The following is a 16,655-nucleotide window of genomic DNA, read 5'->3' as shown; positions in this document are numbered from 1 at the left end:
GCCCATGGGAGCCCGCACTGGCCGATGGCCGAGGATGGATGCGCGGTACTACGACGTGGTGCGACCGCTTATGGCAGCCTTTGCGCCTTGCGCTTCGACGGACCCAGAGGGTTCAGATGAATTCGAGTCGTCATTGCCTTCGAAGTCGGAATCCGTATAAACGTCTTCAGAGTGTACAACAGCATCGGCCGACCACTCGTGACCCGGCAGGTATGGGCTCGGTTCGATCCCCGGGTGGCGCCGGGACTGCACGACGATGATGATGAGCCCGACGAGGATCGCGCCGAATGCCGCCCACACGTTCGTGCGGATTCCGAAGAAGATCTCGCTCGGGTCGATGCGGATGGACTCGAAGAAGCTGCGACCGATGCCGTACCAGATGAGATACAGGCCGAGCATCTTGCCCCACTGGAAGCGGTAGGCGCCGGGCTTCGGAGCCAGGACCTCGACACCGACGAACGGAATCTCGACGCGGGCCATCCGCCAGCGCCGCTCCAGGAAGAGCAGCACGCCGACGCCGATGAGGTTCCAGATGATCTCGTACAGGAAGGTGGGGTGGAACAGTGTCCCGGCCGGCAGCCCGGCGGGGAACGCCGCGTTCGTGGACTCGATCTCGAGGCCCCACGGAAGGTTCGTCGGCAGTCCGAACAATTCGTGGTTGAAGTAGTTGCCCAGCCTTCCGAACGCCTGTGCGAGCAGGAGGCTCGGTGCGAGCGCGTCGGCGAAACTCCAGAAGCGCACTCCGGCGAGCCGGCATCCGATGAGCGTCCCGACGGCACCCAGCATGAGCGCGCCGAAGATCGCCATGCCGCCCTCCCAGATGTAGAGGGTCTTGAGCAGGTCCTTCCCGGCGCCGAAGTAGTCGTCCGGGTGCGTGATGACGTGGAAGATGCGTCCGCCGATGATACCGAAGGGGACTGCCCACAGGGCGATATCGAGGACGACGCCGGCATCCGCACCGCGCTGCTTGAGTCGGTAACCGGTGAGGATGGTGGCCGCGATGATTCCGGCGAGGATGCAGAGCGCGTAGGCGTGGATCGGGATCGGGATCGTGACCCAGGTGAGACCGATGTCGTGCAGCCAGGTGCCGAAGTTGAAGACCTGCCACGAGTACGGAGGGCTCGGGATGCTCGCCGGGAGCGGTGCAAGGAACGCGAACACGATTCGTTGATGCCTTTCGAGGGAGGGGAGCTAAACCAGCCTAGTACCGAGGGCGAGAGCGGATGCCGTGCGGGCGAGCTCCGCCACGCCACCGGCATCGAGGGCTGACACGAGGGCGGACCCGACGATCGCGCCGTCAGCGTATTCGAGGACTTCGCGCACCTGCTGCGCGGTGGAGATTCCGAGGCCCACGCACACCCGTTCCGCCGCTGCGGATCGCAGGCGGGACACGAGCGTCCTTGCGGCGCTGTCGACCTGGGACCTCACGCCCGTGATCCCCATGGTCGACGCCGCGTACACGAATCCTCGCGACTTCTCGGCGATCATCGCCAGCCTGGTGTCGGTGGATGACGGTGCCGCGAGGAAGATCCGGTCGAGTCCGGTGCGCTCCGCCGCACCAAGCCACTCCGTCGCCGCATCCGGGGTCAGATCCGGCGTGATGAGGCCGGCTCCCCCTGCGGCCAGGAGGTCGTCGGCGAAGCGATCGACTCCGTACTGCATGACCGGGTTCCCGTAGGTCATGAGCACGACGGGGACGCGGGTCCTCGAGGTGATCTGCTGGACCGCGTCGAAGGCGTGCGACAACCGGAACCCGGCGGCGAGTGCCGTCTGCGTGGCCTTCTGAATGACCGGTCCATCCATCACCGGGTCGGAGTACGGCAGGCCCAATTCGATGACGTCGACCCCGTTCTCGGCGATCGCGACGGCCGCGTCCACGCTCGTCGCGAGGTCCGGGAATCCCACCGGCAGGTATCCGATGAGCGCGCCGGAGCCAGCCGCCTTCCGGGCGTCGATCGCCGCTCCGACGGCACTCATTTCTCGTCCAGGATGTCGAACCACGCGCCGGCGGTCTCCATGTCCTTGTCGCCGCGGCCGCTCAGGTTCACGAGCACGACCCCGTCCCGGCCGAGTTCCCTTCCGAGCCCGATGCTGCCGGCGAGAGCGTGGGCGGACTCGATCGCGGGGATGATGCCCTCCGTGCGGGCGAGGAGCCGCATGGCGTCCATGGCCTCCGCGTCGGTCACCGGCAGGTACCTGACCCTGCCGAGGTCGGCGAGCCAGGCGTGTTCGGGTCCGACGCCCGGGTAGTCGAGCCCCGCGGAAATCGAGTGCGACTCGATCGTCTGCCCGTCGTCGTCCTGCAGGAGGTAGCTTCGCGCTCCGTGCAGCACGCCGGGGCGACCCTTCGTGATGGTTGCGGCGTGGCGTGGCGTGTCCGCTCCGTCTCCTGCCGCCTCGAAACCGTAGAGTGCGACGCCATCATCGTCGAGGAAGGCGTCGAAGATTCCGATCGCGTTCGATCCGCCCCCGACGCACGCTGCGACGGCATCCGGAAGCCTCCCGGTGAGATCGAGCACCTGTTGCCGCGCCTCGTCGCCGATGACCTTCTGGAAGTCCCGCACCATGGCGGGGAACGGATGCGGCCCCGCGACGGTGCCGAAGATGTAGTTGGTCGTCGCGACGTTCGTGACCCAGTCCCGCATCGCCTCGTTGATGGCGTCCTTCAGCGTGCGGGAGCCCGCTGTCACGGGGACGACCTCCGCGCCGAGGAGTCGCATCCGCGCCACGTTAAGGGCCTGACGCTCGGTGTCCACCTCGCCCATGTAGATGACGCACTCCATGCCGAGGAGCGCGGCGGCCGTCGCCGTCGCGACGCCGTGCTGGCCCGCTCCGGTCTCGGCGATGACTCTCGTCTTGCCGATGCGCTGGGTGAGCAGTGCCTGCCCCAGCACGTTGTTGATCTTGTGAGAGCCGGTGTGGTTGAGGTCCTCGCGCTTGAGGATGACGCGCGCCCCGCCGGCGTGCTCCGCGAACCTCGGAACCTCGGTGATGATGGACGGTCGACCGGTGTATGTCGCACCGAGACGGACCAGTTCCGCGGAGAATGCCGGATCGGCCTTCGCCCGCGCGTACGCATCGGTCAGCTCGTCGAGCGCCTCGATGAGCGACTCCGGCACGAACCGACCGCCGTACTCCCCGAAGTATGGCCCTGACGCGTCACGGAGGCCCATCAGACGGCAAGGAATTCTGCGAGAGTGGATTCGGGATCCGACGTGACGAGCGCTTCGCCGACGAGCACGACATCCGCCCCGGCAGAACGGTAGTGGGCGACATCCGCCGCAGAGCTGACAGCGGACTCCGCGACCTTGATCGTCCCCTGAGGGATGCCGCCCGCGAGCGTGCCGAACAGATCCCGGTCGAGTTCGAATGTCGCGAGATTCCGGGCGTTGACGCCGATGACCTTCGCCCCGACGTCGATCGCGCGCTGCAGCTCCGTCGCATCGTGGGTCTCCACGAGCGCCGTCATCCCGAGCGATTCGACGAGGTCATGAAGTTCGACGAGCTCCGACTGGTCGAGGGCGGAGGCCATGAGGAGGACCAGGTCGGCTCCGGATGCCCGCGCCTCGAACACCTGGTATGGGAGGACGATGAAGTCCTTGCGCAGGACCGGAACGTCCACTGCCGCACGCACCGCCTCGAGGTCGGCGAGAGAACCGCCGAATCGACGCCCCTCCGTGAGCACGCTCACAGCACTCGCACCGCCCCTCACGTAGCGGGCGGCGAGGTCGGCCGGATCCGGGATGTCGGCGAGCGGACCACGGGACGGGCTCGCCCGTTTCACCTCGGCGATGATCTTCACGCGAGAGGATGCCGCGAGTGCGGCGAGGACGTCGAGCGCGGGCGGGCGCGCCGCTGCCGCGCGTTCGATGTCGGCCTGGCTCCGCGCAGCACGTCGGGCCGTTGCGTCGGCGACAGCCCCCGCTATGAGGTCCGTCAGCACGCTACTCGTGGGACTTCTTGGGCTGGTAGCGGGGTCCTGCGACACCGTAACCGACCTTCGCGAGCACCCACCCGGCGATCGGGCCGAGCACGAGAAGGACGCCGGCGATCCACAGAAGCCAGGTCGACACGAACCAGAACGCGAAGGTGCCGATCGTGAAGGCCACGATCATCATGATGACCGCCACCCACGCCGCGGGAGAGTGTCCGTGGCCGGGGTCCGAGATGTCTGCGCTGCTCATGTCACTCCAGTGATTCGCTGAACGAAGTTGTGGGGCCAGTCTAGCGGGACGTGGGGTCGGCACCCCCGCTCAGCTCGTCCCATTCGGACACGGCCGTGTCGCTTCCGGATTCCTCCGCATCGCCGGCCGGCTCGAGCCGCACCGGTTCGTACCTCCGGGCCGCACTCGGCCAGCCCCGCCCCGTCACGGCGATGACGACGCCCAGAACGGCCAACAGGATGCCGGCCACGAGTGCGACCCACGGCCATCCGGTCGCGCTCAGCGAGCCGATGAGCTCTGCGATCGGTCCGGCTCCCTCGACGCTCGTCGCGTCGGTCACGGAGGAGGCGACCGTCGTCACGGGTGACGAGATCGCCAGTGCCGCCGACAGGACGACGCACGCGCCGAGAACCACGTCAAGGACGGCGAGAACGGTGCGGAAGAACGGCCCGGAGATGGCCATGGCTCCGCAGGCCGCGACGGCGGCGAGGGAGAGCGCGGCGACCGCGGGAGCAGCGACATCCCCGCCGACGGAGAGGGGCGGATGGCCGGCGGACTGGCCGGTGAGGACGACGATGTACCAGGCCTGGGACCAGCTCATGAGTGCGAGCGCTGACAGGACGACCCCGGTGAGGATGCTCGTGGCGCGCAATCGGCGGCCGTTCACGGCGCTACCCGCCGCATCCGGTTCGCGACCGCCACCGCGCGCAGAGGAGCCGCAGCCTTGTTCCTGGACTCCTCAAATTCCAAGTCGGGGTCGGAGTCCGCCACGATCCCCGCTCCGGCCTGCACCCTCGCCACTCCACGCGAGATCGTCGCCGTGCGAATCGCGATGGCGAGGTCCAGGTCGCCCGCGAACCCGATGTAGCCCACGACCCCGCCGTAGAGTCCCCTGGCAGCCGGTTCGAGCTCGTCGATGATCTCGAGGGCTCGAGGTTTCGGCGCCCCGGAGAGCGTCCCGGCCGGGAAGGTCGCCCTGAGCACGTCGACCGGGCCGATGCCGGTGCGCAGATCGCCCTCGACGGAGGACACGAGGTGCATGATGTGGCTGAACCTCTCCACCTGCATGAACTCGGTCACCTCGACGCTGCCGGGGACGCACACCTTCGCGAGGTCGTTGCGGGCGAGGTCGACGAGCATGAGGTGCTCGGCCCGCTCCTTCTCGTCCGCGGCCAGCGCGCTCGCAAGGTCCAGGTCGCGCTCCGGCGTGTCCCCTCGCGGGCGGGATCCAGCAATCGGATGCATGTACGTCCGACCGTCATCGACCTTGACGAGGGCCTCCGGGGACGAACCGACCACCCAGTACGGTTCTCCCCCGGGCTCGGCGAGGGACAGGAGGTACATGTACGGGCTCGGGTTGAGCGCGCGGAGCACCCGATAGACGTCGATCGGCTCCGCCATGACATCGTGATCGAACCGCTGCGACAGGACGACCTGGAAGACATCTCCATCGCGGATGTACTGCTTGCCCGTCTCCACCGCCGCGTGGAACTCTCCAGCACCGAGCCGCGATCGCGCGCTCGGCTCCTCCTCGAGGTCGACCTCGGCGATGCCGGATTCCGACGGAGCGGCAAGCCGCGACTGGAGGCCGTCGAGTGCGGCACTCGCGCCGTCCCAGAGCGCGTCCGCGTCTTCCGTGCCATCGTTCAGCACCGTTGCGATGAGCAGGACGGCCCCGGTCCGATGATCCATGACGACGAGTTCCCGCACGAAGCTGAACGCCTGGCCCGGGATCTCGAAGTCGGCAGGCGGGCCTGCCGTGAGCCGCTCGATCTGACGCACGGCGTTCCATCCGACGAAGCCGATCAGTCCTCCGGTGAGAGGCGGATGTCCTGCGATACGAGGTGTCGTCCAGCGGCGATAGAGGTGCTCGATGGCCGCGAGCGGAGAATCCGGAACGACCTGGCCGAGGGCCCGCTCGCTGGACAGTCCGCCGTTCAGCCAGAGCGGCCTCCCGTCCTGCTCGGTCAGCACTCCGAAACTGGAGACACCGATGAAGGAGTACCGCGACCAGATGCCCCCCTGCTCAGCGGACTCGAGCAGGAACGTGCCGGGCACCCCCTGCGCGAGCTTGCGGTAGATCCCCACCGGGGTCTCGCCATCCGCGAAGAGCTGCCGGATGACGGGGATCACCCGGTGACCGTCCAGCAACGCGTCGAACTCGGCCCTCGTTGTCATGCGCTGCCGAGTTCCCGGTCGGCGTCGAAACAACTGTGCGAACCGGTGTGGCATGCGGCCGCGACGGGTTCGACCGTGACGAGCAGCGCGTCGGAGTCGCAGTCGAGTGCCAGCGCGGTCAGGACGAGGTGATTCCCCGACGTGTCGCCCTTGCGCCAGTACTCCCGGCGCGAGCGCGACCAGAAGGTGACGAGGCCGCCGTCGATCGTCCTCCGAAGCGCTTCTGCGTCCATCCAGGCCAGCATGAGGACGTTGCCGGAGCCCGACTCCTGCACGATCGCGGGCAGCAATCCGTCCTCGCCGAAGTTCGCACGCTCCACCAGCTCGGCGTTCGCTCTCGTCACGTCAACTCCTCACTCGGATGCCATTGTCCGCCATCGCACGCTTCACGTCGCCGATTGTGAGTTCACCGTGGTGGAACACCGATGCGGCGAGCACGGCATCCGCTCCCGCGCGCACGGCCGGGGCGAAGTCGTCGACGGATCCCGCGCCTCCGGATGCGATCACTGGAACACTGCTCACCTCGCGGATCGCCGAGATGAGGTCGAGGTCGAAGCCCGCTTTCGTCCCGTCGGCGTCGATGGAGTTCACGAGCAGCTCCCCCGCCCCGCGTTCGATCGACTCGATGACCCAGTCGAGCGCCCCGATGGGCGTGTCTTCGCGTCCTCCGTGCGTCGTCACGATGAAGCGCCCTCCCGACCGCTTGACGTCGAGGGAGAGCACGAGCACCTGAGCGCCGAATCGGTCGGCGATCTCGTCGATGAGGTCCGGCCGTGCGATCGCGGCGCTGTTCAATCCCACCTTGTCCGCGCCGGCGCCGAGCAGCCTGGCGACGTCGTCCGCCGATCGGACGCCCCCGCCGACCGTGAGCGGGATGAAGACCTGTTCTGCCGTTCTGGTCACGAGGTCGTACGTCGTGGAACGATTGTCGACCGTTGCGTTGACATCGAGGAACGTGAGTTCATCGGCTCCCTGCTCGTAGTACTTCCTCGACAGTTCGACCGGATCTCCGGCATCCTGCAGCCCGAGGAAGTTGACGCCCTTGACGACCCTGCCCTCGGCCACGTCGAGGCACGGGATGACGCGAACGGGCAGCTCCATCAGATGCGCGCCGCGTGGATGGAGCTGACGAGAATGGCTCTTGCACCGAGCTCGTACAGCCGGTCCATGATCGTGTTCATGCCGATCCTCGGCACCATGACCCGCACGGCGACCCAACCCGAGTCGCGCAGCGGAGACACGGTCGGGGATTCGAGGCCCGGCGTGATGGCGGATGCCTCCGCCACGAGTTCGACGGGCAGGTCGTAGTCCATCAACACATACTGCCGAGCGACGAGAACGCCCTGGATCCTGCGCTGGAAGGTCGAGAGCCCCGGCAGCTCCGCACGAGACCCGATGAGGACGGCGGTGGACTCGAGGATGACCGGTCCGAACACCTCGAGGTCCTGCTGGCGGAGAGTCGTGCCGGTCGACACGACATCGGCGACGGCGTCGGCAACCCCGAGCCGGACGGCGGATTCGACGGCGCCGTCGAGCGACACGATCTCCGCCTTCACCCCCTCGGCGGCCAGGAACGACCCGACGAGCCCCGGATAGCTCGTCGCGACGCGGACTCCCTCGAGGTCGCGATGCGTCGAGAACCTGCCCCTCGGCCCCGCAAACCGGAACGTCGATTCGCCGAAGTCGAGCCCGACGATCTCCTGCGCACTCGAACCGGAGTCGAGGAGCAGGTCGCGACCGGTGATTCCGACATCCAGCGCACCGGAGCCGACGTAGGTGGCGATGTCCCGCGGCCGCAGGTAGAAGAACTCCACCTCGTTCGCCGGGTCGAAGACGATGAGTTCCTTCGCGTCCCGCCGGGTGACGTAGCCGGCCTCCGCGAGCATCTGGGTGGCCGCGTCGGACAGCAGCCCCTTGTTCGGTACGGCGATTCTGAGCATGTCGGTTCTCTTCCTTCACCCGATGCTTCGGAGGATCAGTGGACGGAGCGGATGCGCGTCACAGATGTCGGTAGACATCCTCCGTCGTGATGCCCTTCGCGATCATGAGCACCTGGATGTGGTAGATCAGTTGTGAGAGTTCCTCCGCCGTGCGTTCGCGCGACTCGTACTCTGCGGCCATCCACGCCTCGGCCGCCTCCTCGATGAGCTTCTTGCCGATCGAGTGGACACCTGCGTCGAGACGCTCGACGGTACCGGAGCCCTTCGGCCGGGTCTCGGCCTTCTCGGTCAGCTCCGCGAACAGCGCGTCGAACGTCTTCACTCGGTCAAGGGTACTAGCTAGGAAACGCCGAGCAGGTCTATGACGAAGATGAGGGTGCGGCCGGACAGCGCGTGCCCGCCACCCGCGGGGCCGTATGCGAGGTGAGGCGGGATCACGAGTTCGCGGCGGCCTCCGACGCGCATGCCGGGGATGCCCTCCTGCCAGCCCGCGATGAGCCCTCGGAGCGGGAAGGTGATCGATTCGCCGCGGCTCCAGCTCGAATCGAATTCCTCACCCGTCTCGAGATCCACCCCGAGATAGTGCACTTCGACCGTCGCACCGGGGGCTGCCTCGGCCCCCGTGCCGACCTCGATGTCCCTCGTGACGAGAACATCGGGGGCATCGCCCTCGAAGAAGTCGATCTCCGGCTTGGTCCTGTTGAAGTCCGTCATGAGTCCATCAAACCAGATCGGCCGCGGCGCGCAGTGCAGCGATGTTCGCGGCGGGGTCACCGGAGTTGAAGACGCTCGAGCCGGCAACGAACGTGTCGGCGCCCGCCGCGGCGGCGATCGCGATCGTGTTCTCATCCACTCCCCCGTCGACCTGGAGCCAGACGTCCAGTCCCGACGTCGAGACGGCCGCGGAGAGCGCCGTGAGCTTCGGCATGACGGACTCGATGAAGGATTGCCCGCCGAAGCCGGGCTCGACCGTCATCACGAGGACCTGATCGAACTCCGTGAGGAGCTCGAGGTACGGCTCGATGGCCGTCCCCGGCTTGACGGCGATGCCGGCCCGCGCTCCGATCTCGCGGAGTCGACGTGCGAGCCCCACCGCATCCGCCGCCGCCTCAGCGTGGAACGTCACGGAATACGCACCGAGCTCGGCGTAGCCCGGCGCCCAGCGGTCGGGGTCCTCGATCATGAGGTGCACGTCGAGTGGCAGCGGGGAGACGTCCTGGATGCGGCCGACCATCTGGGGCCCAAAGGTCAGATTCGGCACGAAGTGGTTGTCCATGACGTCCACGTGCACGAAGTCTGCAGAGGCGACGCGCCCGATATCCCGCTCGATGTTCACGAAGTCCGCCGACAGGATGCTGGGATTGATGCGGACGGGCATGTGGCAAGCCTACCGGGGAGCGTCTTCTGGGGCGGGCTTCCTGAGCAGCGCGATGAACATCGCGTCGGTGCCGTGGACGTGGGGCCACAGCTGAACGTGGGATGCCGTGCCGAGGTCGGCCGGTTGGGCGAGGATCGGTGAGAGAACGCCTGGCGTGTCGAGAGTCTCGAGCCCCATCGTGCGCACCGCGTGCTCGACGACCGCGACGGTCTCCGCGCGATGGGGAGAACAGGTGACGTACGCGAGGATCCCGCCCGGCACCAGTGCAGCGGCCGCAGAGTCGATGAGCGCGACCTGAAGCGCAGTGAGCTCAGGAATGTCCTTCGGCTGCTTGCGCCAGCGCGCCTCGGGGCGCCTCCGCAGCGCCCCCAGGCCCGAGCACGGCGCATCCAGCAGGATGCGGTCGAAGGACCCCAGCATCCGCCGACCGATGTCCCGGCCGTCCTCCTCGAGGACGACGGGCGGATCGGAGAAGACGCTGAGCGCACCGCGGACGAGCGCGGCCCTGGCCGGGAGTATCTCGTTCGCAACCAGCGTGGCGCCGCCGATCTCCGCCACAGCCGCGAGCAGCGCGGCCTTGCCGCCCGGGCCCGCGCACAGGTCGAGCCATCTCTCCCCCGCGTCGATCGGCCTGGACCCCGCGAGGGCGAGAGCCGCGAGCTGGGAGCCCTCGTCCTGTACGCGCACCCTTCCCTCCCTCACGGCGGGCCATCGGGCGGGATCGCCACCATCGCTCACGGCGGAGTACGGAGAGAGCGCTCCAGGCGTCGCCCCGGTCAATTCGGTCGGGGCCGCGAGGCCGGGAAGCGCGACGAGGCTCACCCTGGGCGCGGCATTGTCCGCATCGAGAAGCTCCTCGATCTCTGCGCCCCGCCCCTCGGCTTCGAGCGCGCTGCGAAATGCCCGCACGATCCAGGCCGGATGCGAACTCTCCGCAGCGAGTCGGTCGTCTGCGGTGGACTGCTCGCCCACCACGCGTCTCCTCCACTCGTCCGCGCTCGTCCTCGTGATCGTCCGGAGGACGCCGTTCACGAATCCGGTCGACGACCGCGACCCGGCGAGACGCGCGAGTGAGACCGCCTCATCGACCGCGGCGTGCTGGGCGACCCGCATCGACAGGATCTGGTGGACCCCGAGGCGGAGCACGTCGAGAATCGGCGGATCGATGCGTGCGACGTCGCGTCCTGCAGCGAGTTCGATGACCCGGTCGTAGTAGCCCTGCCGGCGCAGGGTGCCGTAGGCGAGTTCCGTGGCGAGCCGGGCATCGGCGTCGTGCAGGCCGGAACGCTCCAGCAGCACCGGAAGCAGGAGGTTCGCGTACGCGTCGGAATCGCTCACGGCGCGAATCACGTCGAACGCCACGCGCCTCGCAGGCTGGACGCGGTCACGGGCCTGACCTGGCGCACTCATCCTGCCGTGACCTCGCCTGCGCGGCGGCCCCTCCACCAGTCGGGTGCCGCCATCCGGTTCCTCCCGGCGGGCTGCACCTCCAGCAGCTCGATGGGCGCGGATGCCGTCCCGACGAACACCTGGGCGCCGGCGAGTTCCATCCGGCCGGGCGGCAGGGGCGCGCACTCATGTGCGATCCGCGCATCGAGGACCTTTAGGCGCTCGTCCGCCACGACGGTGAACGCCCCGGGCTCCGGGCTCACGCCGCGGATCCCGCAGTCGATCGCCGCAGCCGGCCGCGCCCAGTCGATCCGGCCGTCCTCGAGGGTCAGTTTCGGTGCGAGGGTCACGTCACCGACCTGGTCGTGAGCGCGCGCCGAGCCTTCGCCGATCATGTCCACGACCTTGACGAGGAGGCCGGCTCCCCCGTCGGCGAGGGAGTCGAGGAGGTGCCCGGCCGTCTCGTTGCGGCCGATCGCCTGGGTGAAGGAGCCGAACACGGGTCCCGCGTCGAGCTCTTCCACGAGCCGGAAGACGCTCGCACCCGTGATCTCGTCGCCCGCCATGATGGCGCGCTGGACGGGCGCGGCACCTCTCCAGCGGGGCAGCACCGAGAAGTGCAGGTTGATCCAACCGTGTTCCGGCGCGGACAGCAGCGGTTCGCGAACGAGACCCCCGTAAGCCACGATCACCCCGAGGTCCGGTTCGAGGGCCAGGATGTCCTTCGTCACCTGCCCGGAGAGCGTGTTCGTCTCCACGAGAGGGAGTCCCAGCTCCGCGGCGGCCAGCGCAACGGGTGTCGGGGTGAGCACCCGCTTACGGCCGATCGCCGACGGCGCGCGCGTGATGACTCCGACGATGTGGTGACCGCCGACCGCGAGTGCGCGAAGCGAGGGGACGGCCGCCTCTGGGCTTCCCGCGAAGACGATCCGCAGTCCGGTCACAGTGTTCCCTCGAGTTGCTCGAACGGTTCGAGATCGTCGAACCGGACTCTCAGTGTAGGCAATCGTGCTGGAGCGCCGGTCGAAGGCACCCTCTTCCTGCGGGACGACGCATTGCGGATGAGTTCGCTGCGCAGCGTTCCGGCAACCTCCGACCCTCGCGCGAAGTCAAAACGCACGATCGCGCGCAGCGTGCCGGCGGCCGTGTCGACCGGACCGAGCACATCGACACCGTCCAGTCCCTCGACGGAGCGGATCGCCCGCGTGAGCGACTCCGGATCCCCCGTGACGGAGGCCACCCGCACAGCAGGCGGAAACCGTAATCGGCGGCGGTCGGCGAGTTCATCGCGGGAGTAATCGGCGAGTTGCCAGGTCGCCAGTGCCCCGGCAAGCGATCCGCCGACGCCGACGAGCACCGTGGGCGCTCCCGCCGCGGCGAGCGAGATCGCATTCGACCACCAGCGCAGGCAATCCTCGCCGACGCGCAGGCTCTCCCTCGCCAGCATCCGCTCACCGTCGAGGAGCACGACGACACGGTAGCCGCCTGCGGCGACGGGCTCGGCGCCCCGCGTGGCGATCACGAGCGCAGGGCGATCCGGCACCGTGACGATGGGACGCTCACCGTCGGAGACGATGACCGGGACGCCGGGAAACGCCCGACCCAGATCCTCCGCGGTGCGCGTCGCCCCCTGGCCCTGCAGGCGGTAGCGGTTCGCCGAGCAGTGAGCGCACCGCCACTGCGCGGCAATCGCACCGCACCACGAGCACGACGGCGATGAGCGTGCCCGCTTCAGCCCCAGCGGCCCGTTGCAGCGTTGGCAGCGCGCCACCTGGCCGCAGGATTCGCACACGAGTCGCGGCGCATACCCCGGACGCGCGACCTGGAAGAGAACCGGTCCGTGCTCGAGCGCGGCCTTCGCCTCGCGCCAGGCGTTCGACGGGATCCGCGCCCTCGCTGCCAGCGGATCGTCCGCCACCTGCTGGGCCGTCGGGATCACCCGAGGCAGGTATCTCGTGGTCGGCGAGAGCGGGGAGCACCAGCCGAGCTGGACGAGGCGCTCCACCTCCGTCGTCCGCGCATGCCCGAGGAAGATGAGGGCGCACCCCTGCTGCTCCTGCCGCACGAGCGCCGCGTCGCGACTGTGGACGTAGGGAGCGAGGGGCTCCGCCAGGAGCGGATCGCCGTCGTCCCACACCATGATGAGCGAAGGGTCCTTCGCCGGCGCGTACACGGCAGAACGATTGCCGACGATGACCCGAGCAACGCCGTCGAGGCACAGGAGATGTGCACGATAACGGTCAGCGCTCGACTGCCTTGCATCCAGCCGAAGGATGCGATCGGGCGGCAGAATCGTGCGCAGCGCGTTCTCCAGCTGCTCCTGGTCGCGGTAGTCGGGCACCACGAGGATCACCGGGCCGGCAGCCAGTGCCCTCGCCGCGACTCTCGCCATCGTGAGCGCCCAGTGGCCGAGCCACTGGCCACCGACCTCGACCGTACGAGGGATCGCCTCCATGACGGCGCGCCCCGCCTGGACGATGATCCCGTCGAGGATGGCGGCATCGTATTCCGGGATGTCGACCGGCTCGAACGGTGAACCGACGGTCGGCTCCGACGCCGCCCAGGCCTTCTCCACTCGCACCTGGCGTTTGGGCACGGCGATCCGCAGTACGTCACTCGCCCCGCCTGCCGCACGGTCGGCCACTCGCCTGGCGAGCTGATAGACCTCGTCGGTCAGGACCGGCACGGGCGACACGACCGCGTCGATCTCGCTCAGCGCGCCGGAATACTCGATGGTGTCGACGAGCTCGACGATGAATCCATCGGCGATCCGCCCCGCGGAGCGCAAGGGGACCCGAACGCGGCATCCCGGCGCGGCAGCACTCTGGAGTTCCGCGGGAACCTGGTAGTCGAACAGCCGATCGAGTTGCGGGAGCGGCGAGTCGACCAGCACCCGCGCAATGGATGCGGCCGGCACCGTTACAGCCCGGCTGCGGCGCGCAACTCGTCGACGCGGTCGAGGCGCTCCCAGGTGAAGTCCGGCAGCATACGTCCGAAGTGGCCATACGTCGCCGTCTGTCGGTAGATCGGCCGCAAGAGGTCGAGGTCGCGGATGATCGCAGCCGGACGCAGGTCGAACACGCTCGAGATCGCCCGGAGGATCGCGGCATCGTCCAGCGCACCGGTGCCGAAGGTCTCGATGTACAGTCCGACCGGCTTCGACTTTCCGATCGCGTAGGCGACCTGGACCTCCAGTCGGCGGGCGAGCCCGGCCGCCACGGCGTTCTTCGCCACCCAGCGCATCGCGTATGCGGCCGACCGGTCGACCTTCGACGGGTCCTTCCCGCTGAAAGCGCCACCGCCGTGCCTGCTCGACCCGCCGTAGGTGTCGACGATGATCTTGCGCCCGGTCAGGCCCGCGTCGCCCTGCGGGCCGCCGATCTCGAAGGGACCGGACGGATTGATGAGGATCTTCGCCCTGGCGGAATCGATCTGTGCGCTCGCGAGCGCGGCCGAATCCAGGACCGGGCGGATGACGAGCTCGTCGATGTCCGCTGCCATGGTCGCAGTGTCCACGCCGGGGCCGTGCTGCGTCGACACGACCACCGTGTCGATCTCGACGGGCACGTCGCCGTCGTAGCCGACCGTGACCTGTGTCTTGCCATCCGGCCGCAGGTAGTCGAGCAGCCCGGTTCTGCGCACCTCGGCGAGCCGCTCCGCCAACCGATGCGCGAGCCAGATCGGGAGAGGCATGAGCTCTGCGGTCTCCGTCGTCGCGTAGCCGAACATCGTTCCCTGGTCGCCTGCGCCCTGGCGATCGAGCGGGTCGTCGTCGCCGCCCTCCCGCACCTCGAGGGCCACGTCGACTCCTGCTGCGATCTCGGGAGACTGATTGCCGATCGACACGGCGACGCCGCACGACTGGCCGTCGAACCCGACGGCGGAGGAGGTGTATCCGATGCCGGTGATGATCTCCCTCACGAGTTGGGGAATCTCGACGTATCCGGAGCAGGTGACCTCGCCCGCAATGTGCACGAGGCCCGTCGTCACCATGGTCTCGACCGCAACGCGACTGGCGGGGTCCACGGTCAGCAGGGCGTCGAGGATGCCGTCGGAAACCTGGTCGCAGATCTTGTCCGGATGCCCCTCGGTCACGGATTCGCTCGTGAACAGTCGGAGAGGATTCACCACGGCACGCCCATCAGGTGGAGTTTTGGAACTGCAGTATGTCGAGGATACGATCCGCCACCGACGACTTCGTTCCCGAGGTCTCCAACACTATATCGCCGCCCTTGTCGAGCATCGCGACCGTGTTGTCGTCGGTGCCGAAACCTTCCGACCATCCCACCCTGTTGACGACGAGAAAGTCGCAGCCCTTCCTCGCGAGCTTCGCGCGGGCGCGTTCGCGCAGCCGCTCGTCGTCCGGCTCGGTCTCCGCGGCGAATCCGACGATGACCTGGGAGTCGGCGCGCCGTTCGCCGAGAGTGGCGAGGATGTCCGGGTTCCTCACGAGTTCGAGGGTCAGTCGATCGCCCTGGGACTCCTTCGCGATCTTCTCCTCCACCACGGTGGCCGGGCGGTAGTCTGCGACAGCGGCCGCCATGATGACGAGGTCGGCATCCTTCGCCGCCCGAAGCGTCGCCTCGGCCAGCTCCTGCGCAGAGCCGACACGGAGCACCTCCATTGACGCAGCCACAGGAACTTCGAGGTTGGCGCCGATGAGCGTGACGTGTGCTCCGCGCGCCGCTGCGGCGGCGGCGATCGCGACGCCCTGCTTCCCGCTCGAGCGATTGCCGATGAATCGCACCGGATCGATCGGCTCCCGCGTCCCTCCCGCCGTCACGAGCACGCGGCGGCCGGTGTAGTCCTTCTGGACCACTGCGGAAAGCACTCTGGCGACGATCTCCTCCGGCTCTGCCATCCGGCCTGCACCGCTGTCACTCCCGGTGAGCTGCCCGACACCGGGGCCGACGATGGTCACTCCGCGCGAGCGAAGGGTCGCCACATTCTGCACTGTCGCCGGGTTCTGCCACATCTCGGTGTGCATGGCCGGCGCGATGACGAGGGGCGCTGTGCTGGCGAGGATCGTGGTCCCGAGGAGGTCGTCGGCGAGACCGGCGGCGAGCCGCGCGACGATGTTCGCCGTCGCCGGGGCGACGACGATGACGTCCGCGGCCTGCCCGATCGCGACGTGGCGCACCTGGGCGACGCCTTCGAACAATTCGTGGTGAACCGGATTACGGCTGATGGCCTCGAGTGTGGGCAACCCGACGAACTTGAGCGCGGATTCCGTCGCCACGACGTGCACATCGTGGCCGGCGAGGACCAGTGCCCTGATGACGCCCACGGCCTTGTACGCGGCGATTCCGCCCGCCACTCCGACGACGACGTTCATCGCAGACCGCGCTGCTACTCCGCGAGCTGCTTGACGACGAGTTTGCCCTCGTTGATCTCACGCATCGCCACGGACAGCGGCTTGTCGTCGATCGTCGAGTCGACGAGGGGCCCGACGTTGTTGTACAGGCTGCCCTCGTGAAGGTCTGCGTAGTAGTCGTTGATCTGTCGTGCGCGCTTGGATGCGAAGATCACGAGTGCGTACTTCGAGTCCACCTTGGTGAGCAGTTCGTCAATGGGCGGATCGATAATGCCCTTGGCGCGGTCAACCAT

At 68.2% G+C, this 16,655-nt stretch carries 19 protein-coding genes; all 19 read right to left on the bottom strand.

Annotation, left to right across the window (positions count from 1 at the left end; genetic code table 11):
• Positions 1 to 48 precede the first annotated feature (48 nt).
• Genes lgt through rpoZ form a run of 19 tightly spaced genes read right to left on the bottom strand, consistent with a single transcriptional unit; the run spans position 49 to position 16,655 of the window.
• Complete coding sequence (gene lgt / locus BKA04_RS00655; protein WP_408646421.1) at positions 49 to 1,161, bottom strand: prolipoprotein diacylglyceryl transferase; 1,113 nt, start codon at positions 1,159 to 1,161, stop codon at positions 49 to 51.
• A 30-nt stretch (positions 1,162 to 1,191) separates the two neighbouring features.
• The gene (trpA, locus tag BKA04_RS00650) at positions 1,192 to 1,977 is read right to left on the bottom strand and encodes a tryptophan synthase subunit alpha (protein ID WP_104094688.1); all 786 of its coding nucleotides are present in this window, start codon (positions 1,975 to 1,977) and stop codon (positions 1,192 to 1,194) included.
• Positions 1,974 to 3,173, bottom strand: a complete 1,200-nt coding sequence (gene trpB / locus BKA04_RS00645) for a tryptophan synthase subunit beta (protein WP_104094687.1) — start codon at positions 3,171 to 3,173, stop codon at positions 1,974 to 1,976. Before trpB ends, trpA begins: the two co-directional genes overlap by 4 nt.
• The gene (gene trpC / locus BKA04_RS00640) at positions 3,173 to 3,943 is read right to left on the bottom strand and encodes an indole-3-glycerol phosphate synthase TrpC (protein ID WP_104094686.1); all 771 of its coding nucleotides are present in this window, start codon (positions 3,941 to 3,943) and stop codon (positions 3,173 to 3,175) included. Before trpC ends, trpB begins: the two co-directional genes overlap by 1 nt.
• A 1-nt stretch (position 3,944) precedes the next feature.
• Complete coding sequence (locus BKA04_RS00635) at positions 3,945 to 4,184, bottom strand: DUF6704 family protein (RefSeq protein WP_104094685.1); 240 nt, start codon at positions 4,182 to 4,184, stop codon at positions 3,945 to 3,947.
• Between the two features lie 40 nt (positions 4,185 to 4,224).
• Positions 4,225 to 4,830, bottom strand: a complete 606-nt coding sequence (locus BKA04_RS00630; protein ID WP_104094684.1) for a Trp biosynthesis-associated membrane protein — start codon at positions 4,828 to 4,830, stop codon at positions 4,225 to 4,227.
• Positions 4,827 to 6,341, bottom strand: a complete 1,515-nt coding sequence (locus tag BKA04_RS00625; protein WP_104094683.1) for an anthranilate synthase component I — start codon at positions 6,339 to 6,341, stop codon at positions 4,827 to 4,829. The genes BKA04_RS00630 and BKA04_RS00625 overlap by 4 nt, the downstream gene beginning before the upstream one ends.
• Positions 6,338 to 6,685 carry a phosphoribosyl-AMP cyclohydrolase gene (gene hisI, locus BKA04_RS00620; protein WP_104094682.1) on the bottom strand — a complete coding sequence of 116 codons (348 nt, stop codon included), beginning with the start codon at positions 6,683 to 6,685 and terminating at the stop codon, positions 6,338 to 6,340. Before hisI ends, BKA04_RS00625 begins: the two co-directional genes overlap by 4 nt.
• A gap of 1 nt (position 6,686) precedes the next feature.
• A complete protein-coding gene (gene hisF, locus BKA04_RS00615) occupies positions 6,687 to 7,442 on the bottom strand; it encodes an imidazole glycerol phosphate synthase subunit HisF (RefSeq protein WP_104094681.1) in 756 nt (251 codons plus the stop codon).
• Positions 7,442 to 8,281 (bottom strand): ATP phosphoribosyltransferase, encoded by an 840-nt coding sequence (gene hisG, locus BKA04_RS00610; RefSeq protein WP_104094680.1) that lies wholly within the window; start codon positions 8,279 to 8,281, stop codon positions 7,442 to 7,444. Before hisG ends, hisF begins: the two co-directional genes overlap by 1 nt.
• 58 nt (positions 8,282 to 8,339) lie before the next feature.
• A complete protein-coding gene (locus BKA04_RS00605; protein WP_104094679.1) occupies positions 8,340 to 8,603 on the bottom strand; it encodes a phosphoribosyl-ATP diphosphatase in 264 nt (87 codons plus the stop codon).
• 17 nt (positions 8,604 to 8,620) lie between these two features.
• Positions 8,621 to 8,995, bottom strand: a complete 375-nt coding sequence (locus BKA04_RS00600; protein WP_104094678.1) for an FKBP-type peptidyl-prolyl cis-trans isomerase — start codon at positions 8,993 to 8,995, stop codon at positions 8,621 to 8,623.
• Positions 8,996 to 9,002: 7 nt separating this feature from the next.
• Positions 9,003 to 9,659 carry a ribulose-phosphate 3-epimerase gene (gene rpe, locus BKA04_RS00595; protein ID WP_104094677.1) on the bottom strand — a complete coding sequence of 219 codons (657 nt, stop codon included), beginning with the start codon at positions 9,657 to 9,659 and terminating at the stop codon, positions 9,003 to 9,005.
• Positions 9,660 to 9,668: 9 nt separating this feature from the next.
• The gene (locus BKA04_RS00590) at positions 9,669 to 11,069 is read right to left on the bottom strand and encodes an RsmB/NOP family class I SAM-dependent RNA methyltransferase (RefSeq protein WP_104094676.1); all 1,401 of its coding nucleotides are present in this window, start codon (positions 11,067 to 11,069) and stop codon (positions 9,669 to 9,671) included.
• Positions 11,066 to 11,983 carry a methionyl-tRNA formyltransferase gene (fmt, locus tag BKA04_RS00585; RefSeq protein WP_104096541.1) on the bottom strand — a complete coding sequence of 306 codons (918 nt, stop codon included), beginning with the start codon at positions 11,981 to 11,983 and terminating at the stop codon, positions 11,066 to 11,068. Before fmt ends, BKA04_RS00590 begins: the two co-directional genes overlap by 4 nt.
• Before the next feature lie 5 nt (positions 11,984 to 11,988).
• Positions 11,989 to 13,965, bottom strand: a complete 1,977-nt coding sequence (locus BKA04_RS00580) for a primosomal protein N' family DNA-binding protein (protein ID WP_104094675.1) — start codon at positions 13,963 to 13,965, stop codon at positions 11,989 to 11,991.
• Between the two features lie 2 nt (positions 13,966 to 13,967).
• Positions 13,968 to 15,176, bottom strand: a complete 1,209-nt coding sequence (metK, locus tag BKA04_RS00575; protein ID WP_104096540.1) for a methionine adenosyltransferase — start codon at positions 15,174 to 15,176, stop codon at positions 13,968 to 13,970.
• Between the two features lie 13 nt (positions 15,177 to 15,189).
• Entirely contained in the window at positions 15,190 to 16,383 is a 1,194-nt protein-coding gene (coaBC, locus tag BKA04_RS00570) for a bifunctional phosphopantothenoylcysteine decarboxylase/phosphopantothenate--cysteine ligase CoaBC (RefSeq protein WP_104094674.1), read from the bottom strand.
• A 14-nt stretch (positions 16,384 to 16,397) separates the two neighbouring features.
• A complete protein-coding gene (rpoZ, locus tag BKA04_RS00565; RefSeq protein WP_104094673.1) occupies positions 16,398 to 16,655 on the bottom strand; it encodes a DNA-directed RNA polymerase subunit omega in 258 nt (85 codons plus the stop codon).

Source organism: Terrimesophilobacter mesophilus (genome assembly GCF_014200375.1).
Classification (GTDB): Bacteria; Actinomycetota; Actinomycetes; order Actinomycetales; family Microbacteriaceae; genus Terrimesophilobacter; species Terrimesophilobacter mesophilus.
The sequence above is the reverse complement of the archived record's forward strand: the minus strand, read 5'-3'. Positions and strand labels throughout refer to the sequence as shown.

What these genes read in the sequence shown, in the direction of transcription:
- rpoZ (WP_104094673.1), bottom strand. Translation starts at nt 16,655, where the DNA reads ATGGTTGACCGCGCCAAGGGCATTATCGATCCGCCCATTGACGAACTG.
- coaBC (WP_104094674.1), bottom strand. Translation starts at nt 16,383, where the DNA reads ATGAACGTCGTCGTCGGAGTGGCGGGCGGAATCGCCGCGTACAAGGCC.
- hisF (WP_104094681.1), bottom strand. Translation starts at nt 7,442, where the DNA reads ATGGAGCTGCCCGTTCGCGTCATCCCGTGCCTCGACGTGGCCGAGGGC.
- trpB (WP_104094687.1), bottom strand. Translation starts at nt 3,173, where the DNA reads ATGGGCCTCCGTGACGCGTCAGGGCCATACTTCGGGGAGTACGGCGGT.
- BKA04_RS00590 (WP_104094676.1), bottom strand. Translation starts at nt 11,069, where the DNA reads ATGAGTGCGCCAGGTCAGGCCCGTGACCGCGTCCAGCCTGCGAGGCGC.
- rpe (WP_104094677.1), bottom strand. Translation starts at nt 9,659, where the DNA reads ATGCCCGTCCGCATCAATCCCAGCATCCTGTCGGCGGACTTCGTGAAC.
- hisG (WP_104094680.1), bottom strand. Translation starts at nt 8,281, where the DNA reads ATGCTCAGAATCGCCGTACCGAACAAGGGGCTGCTGTCCGACGCGGCC.
- BKA04_RS00600 (WP_104094678.1), bottom strand. Translation starts at nt 8,995, where the DNA reads ATGACGGACTTCAACAGGACCAAGCCGGAGATCGACTTCTTCGAGGGC.
- BKA04_RS00625 (WP_104094683.1), bottom strand. Translation starts at nt 6,341, where the DNA reads ATGACAACGAGGGCCGAGTTCGACGCGTTGCTGGACGGTCACCGGGTG.
- trpA (WP_104094688.1), bottom strand. Translation starts at nt 1,977, where the DNA reads ATGAGTGCCGTCGGAGCGGCGATCGACGCCCGGAAGGCGGCTGGCTCC.
- BKA04_RS00635 (WP_104094685.1), bottom strand. Translation starts at nt 4,184, where the DNA reads ATGAGCAGCGCAGACATCTCGGACCCCGGCCACGGACACTCTCCCGCG.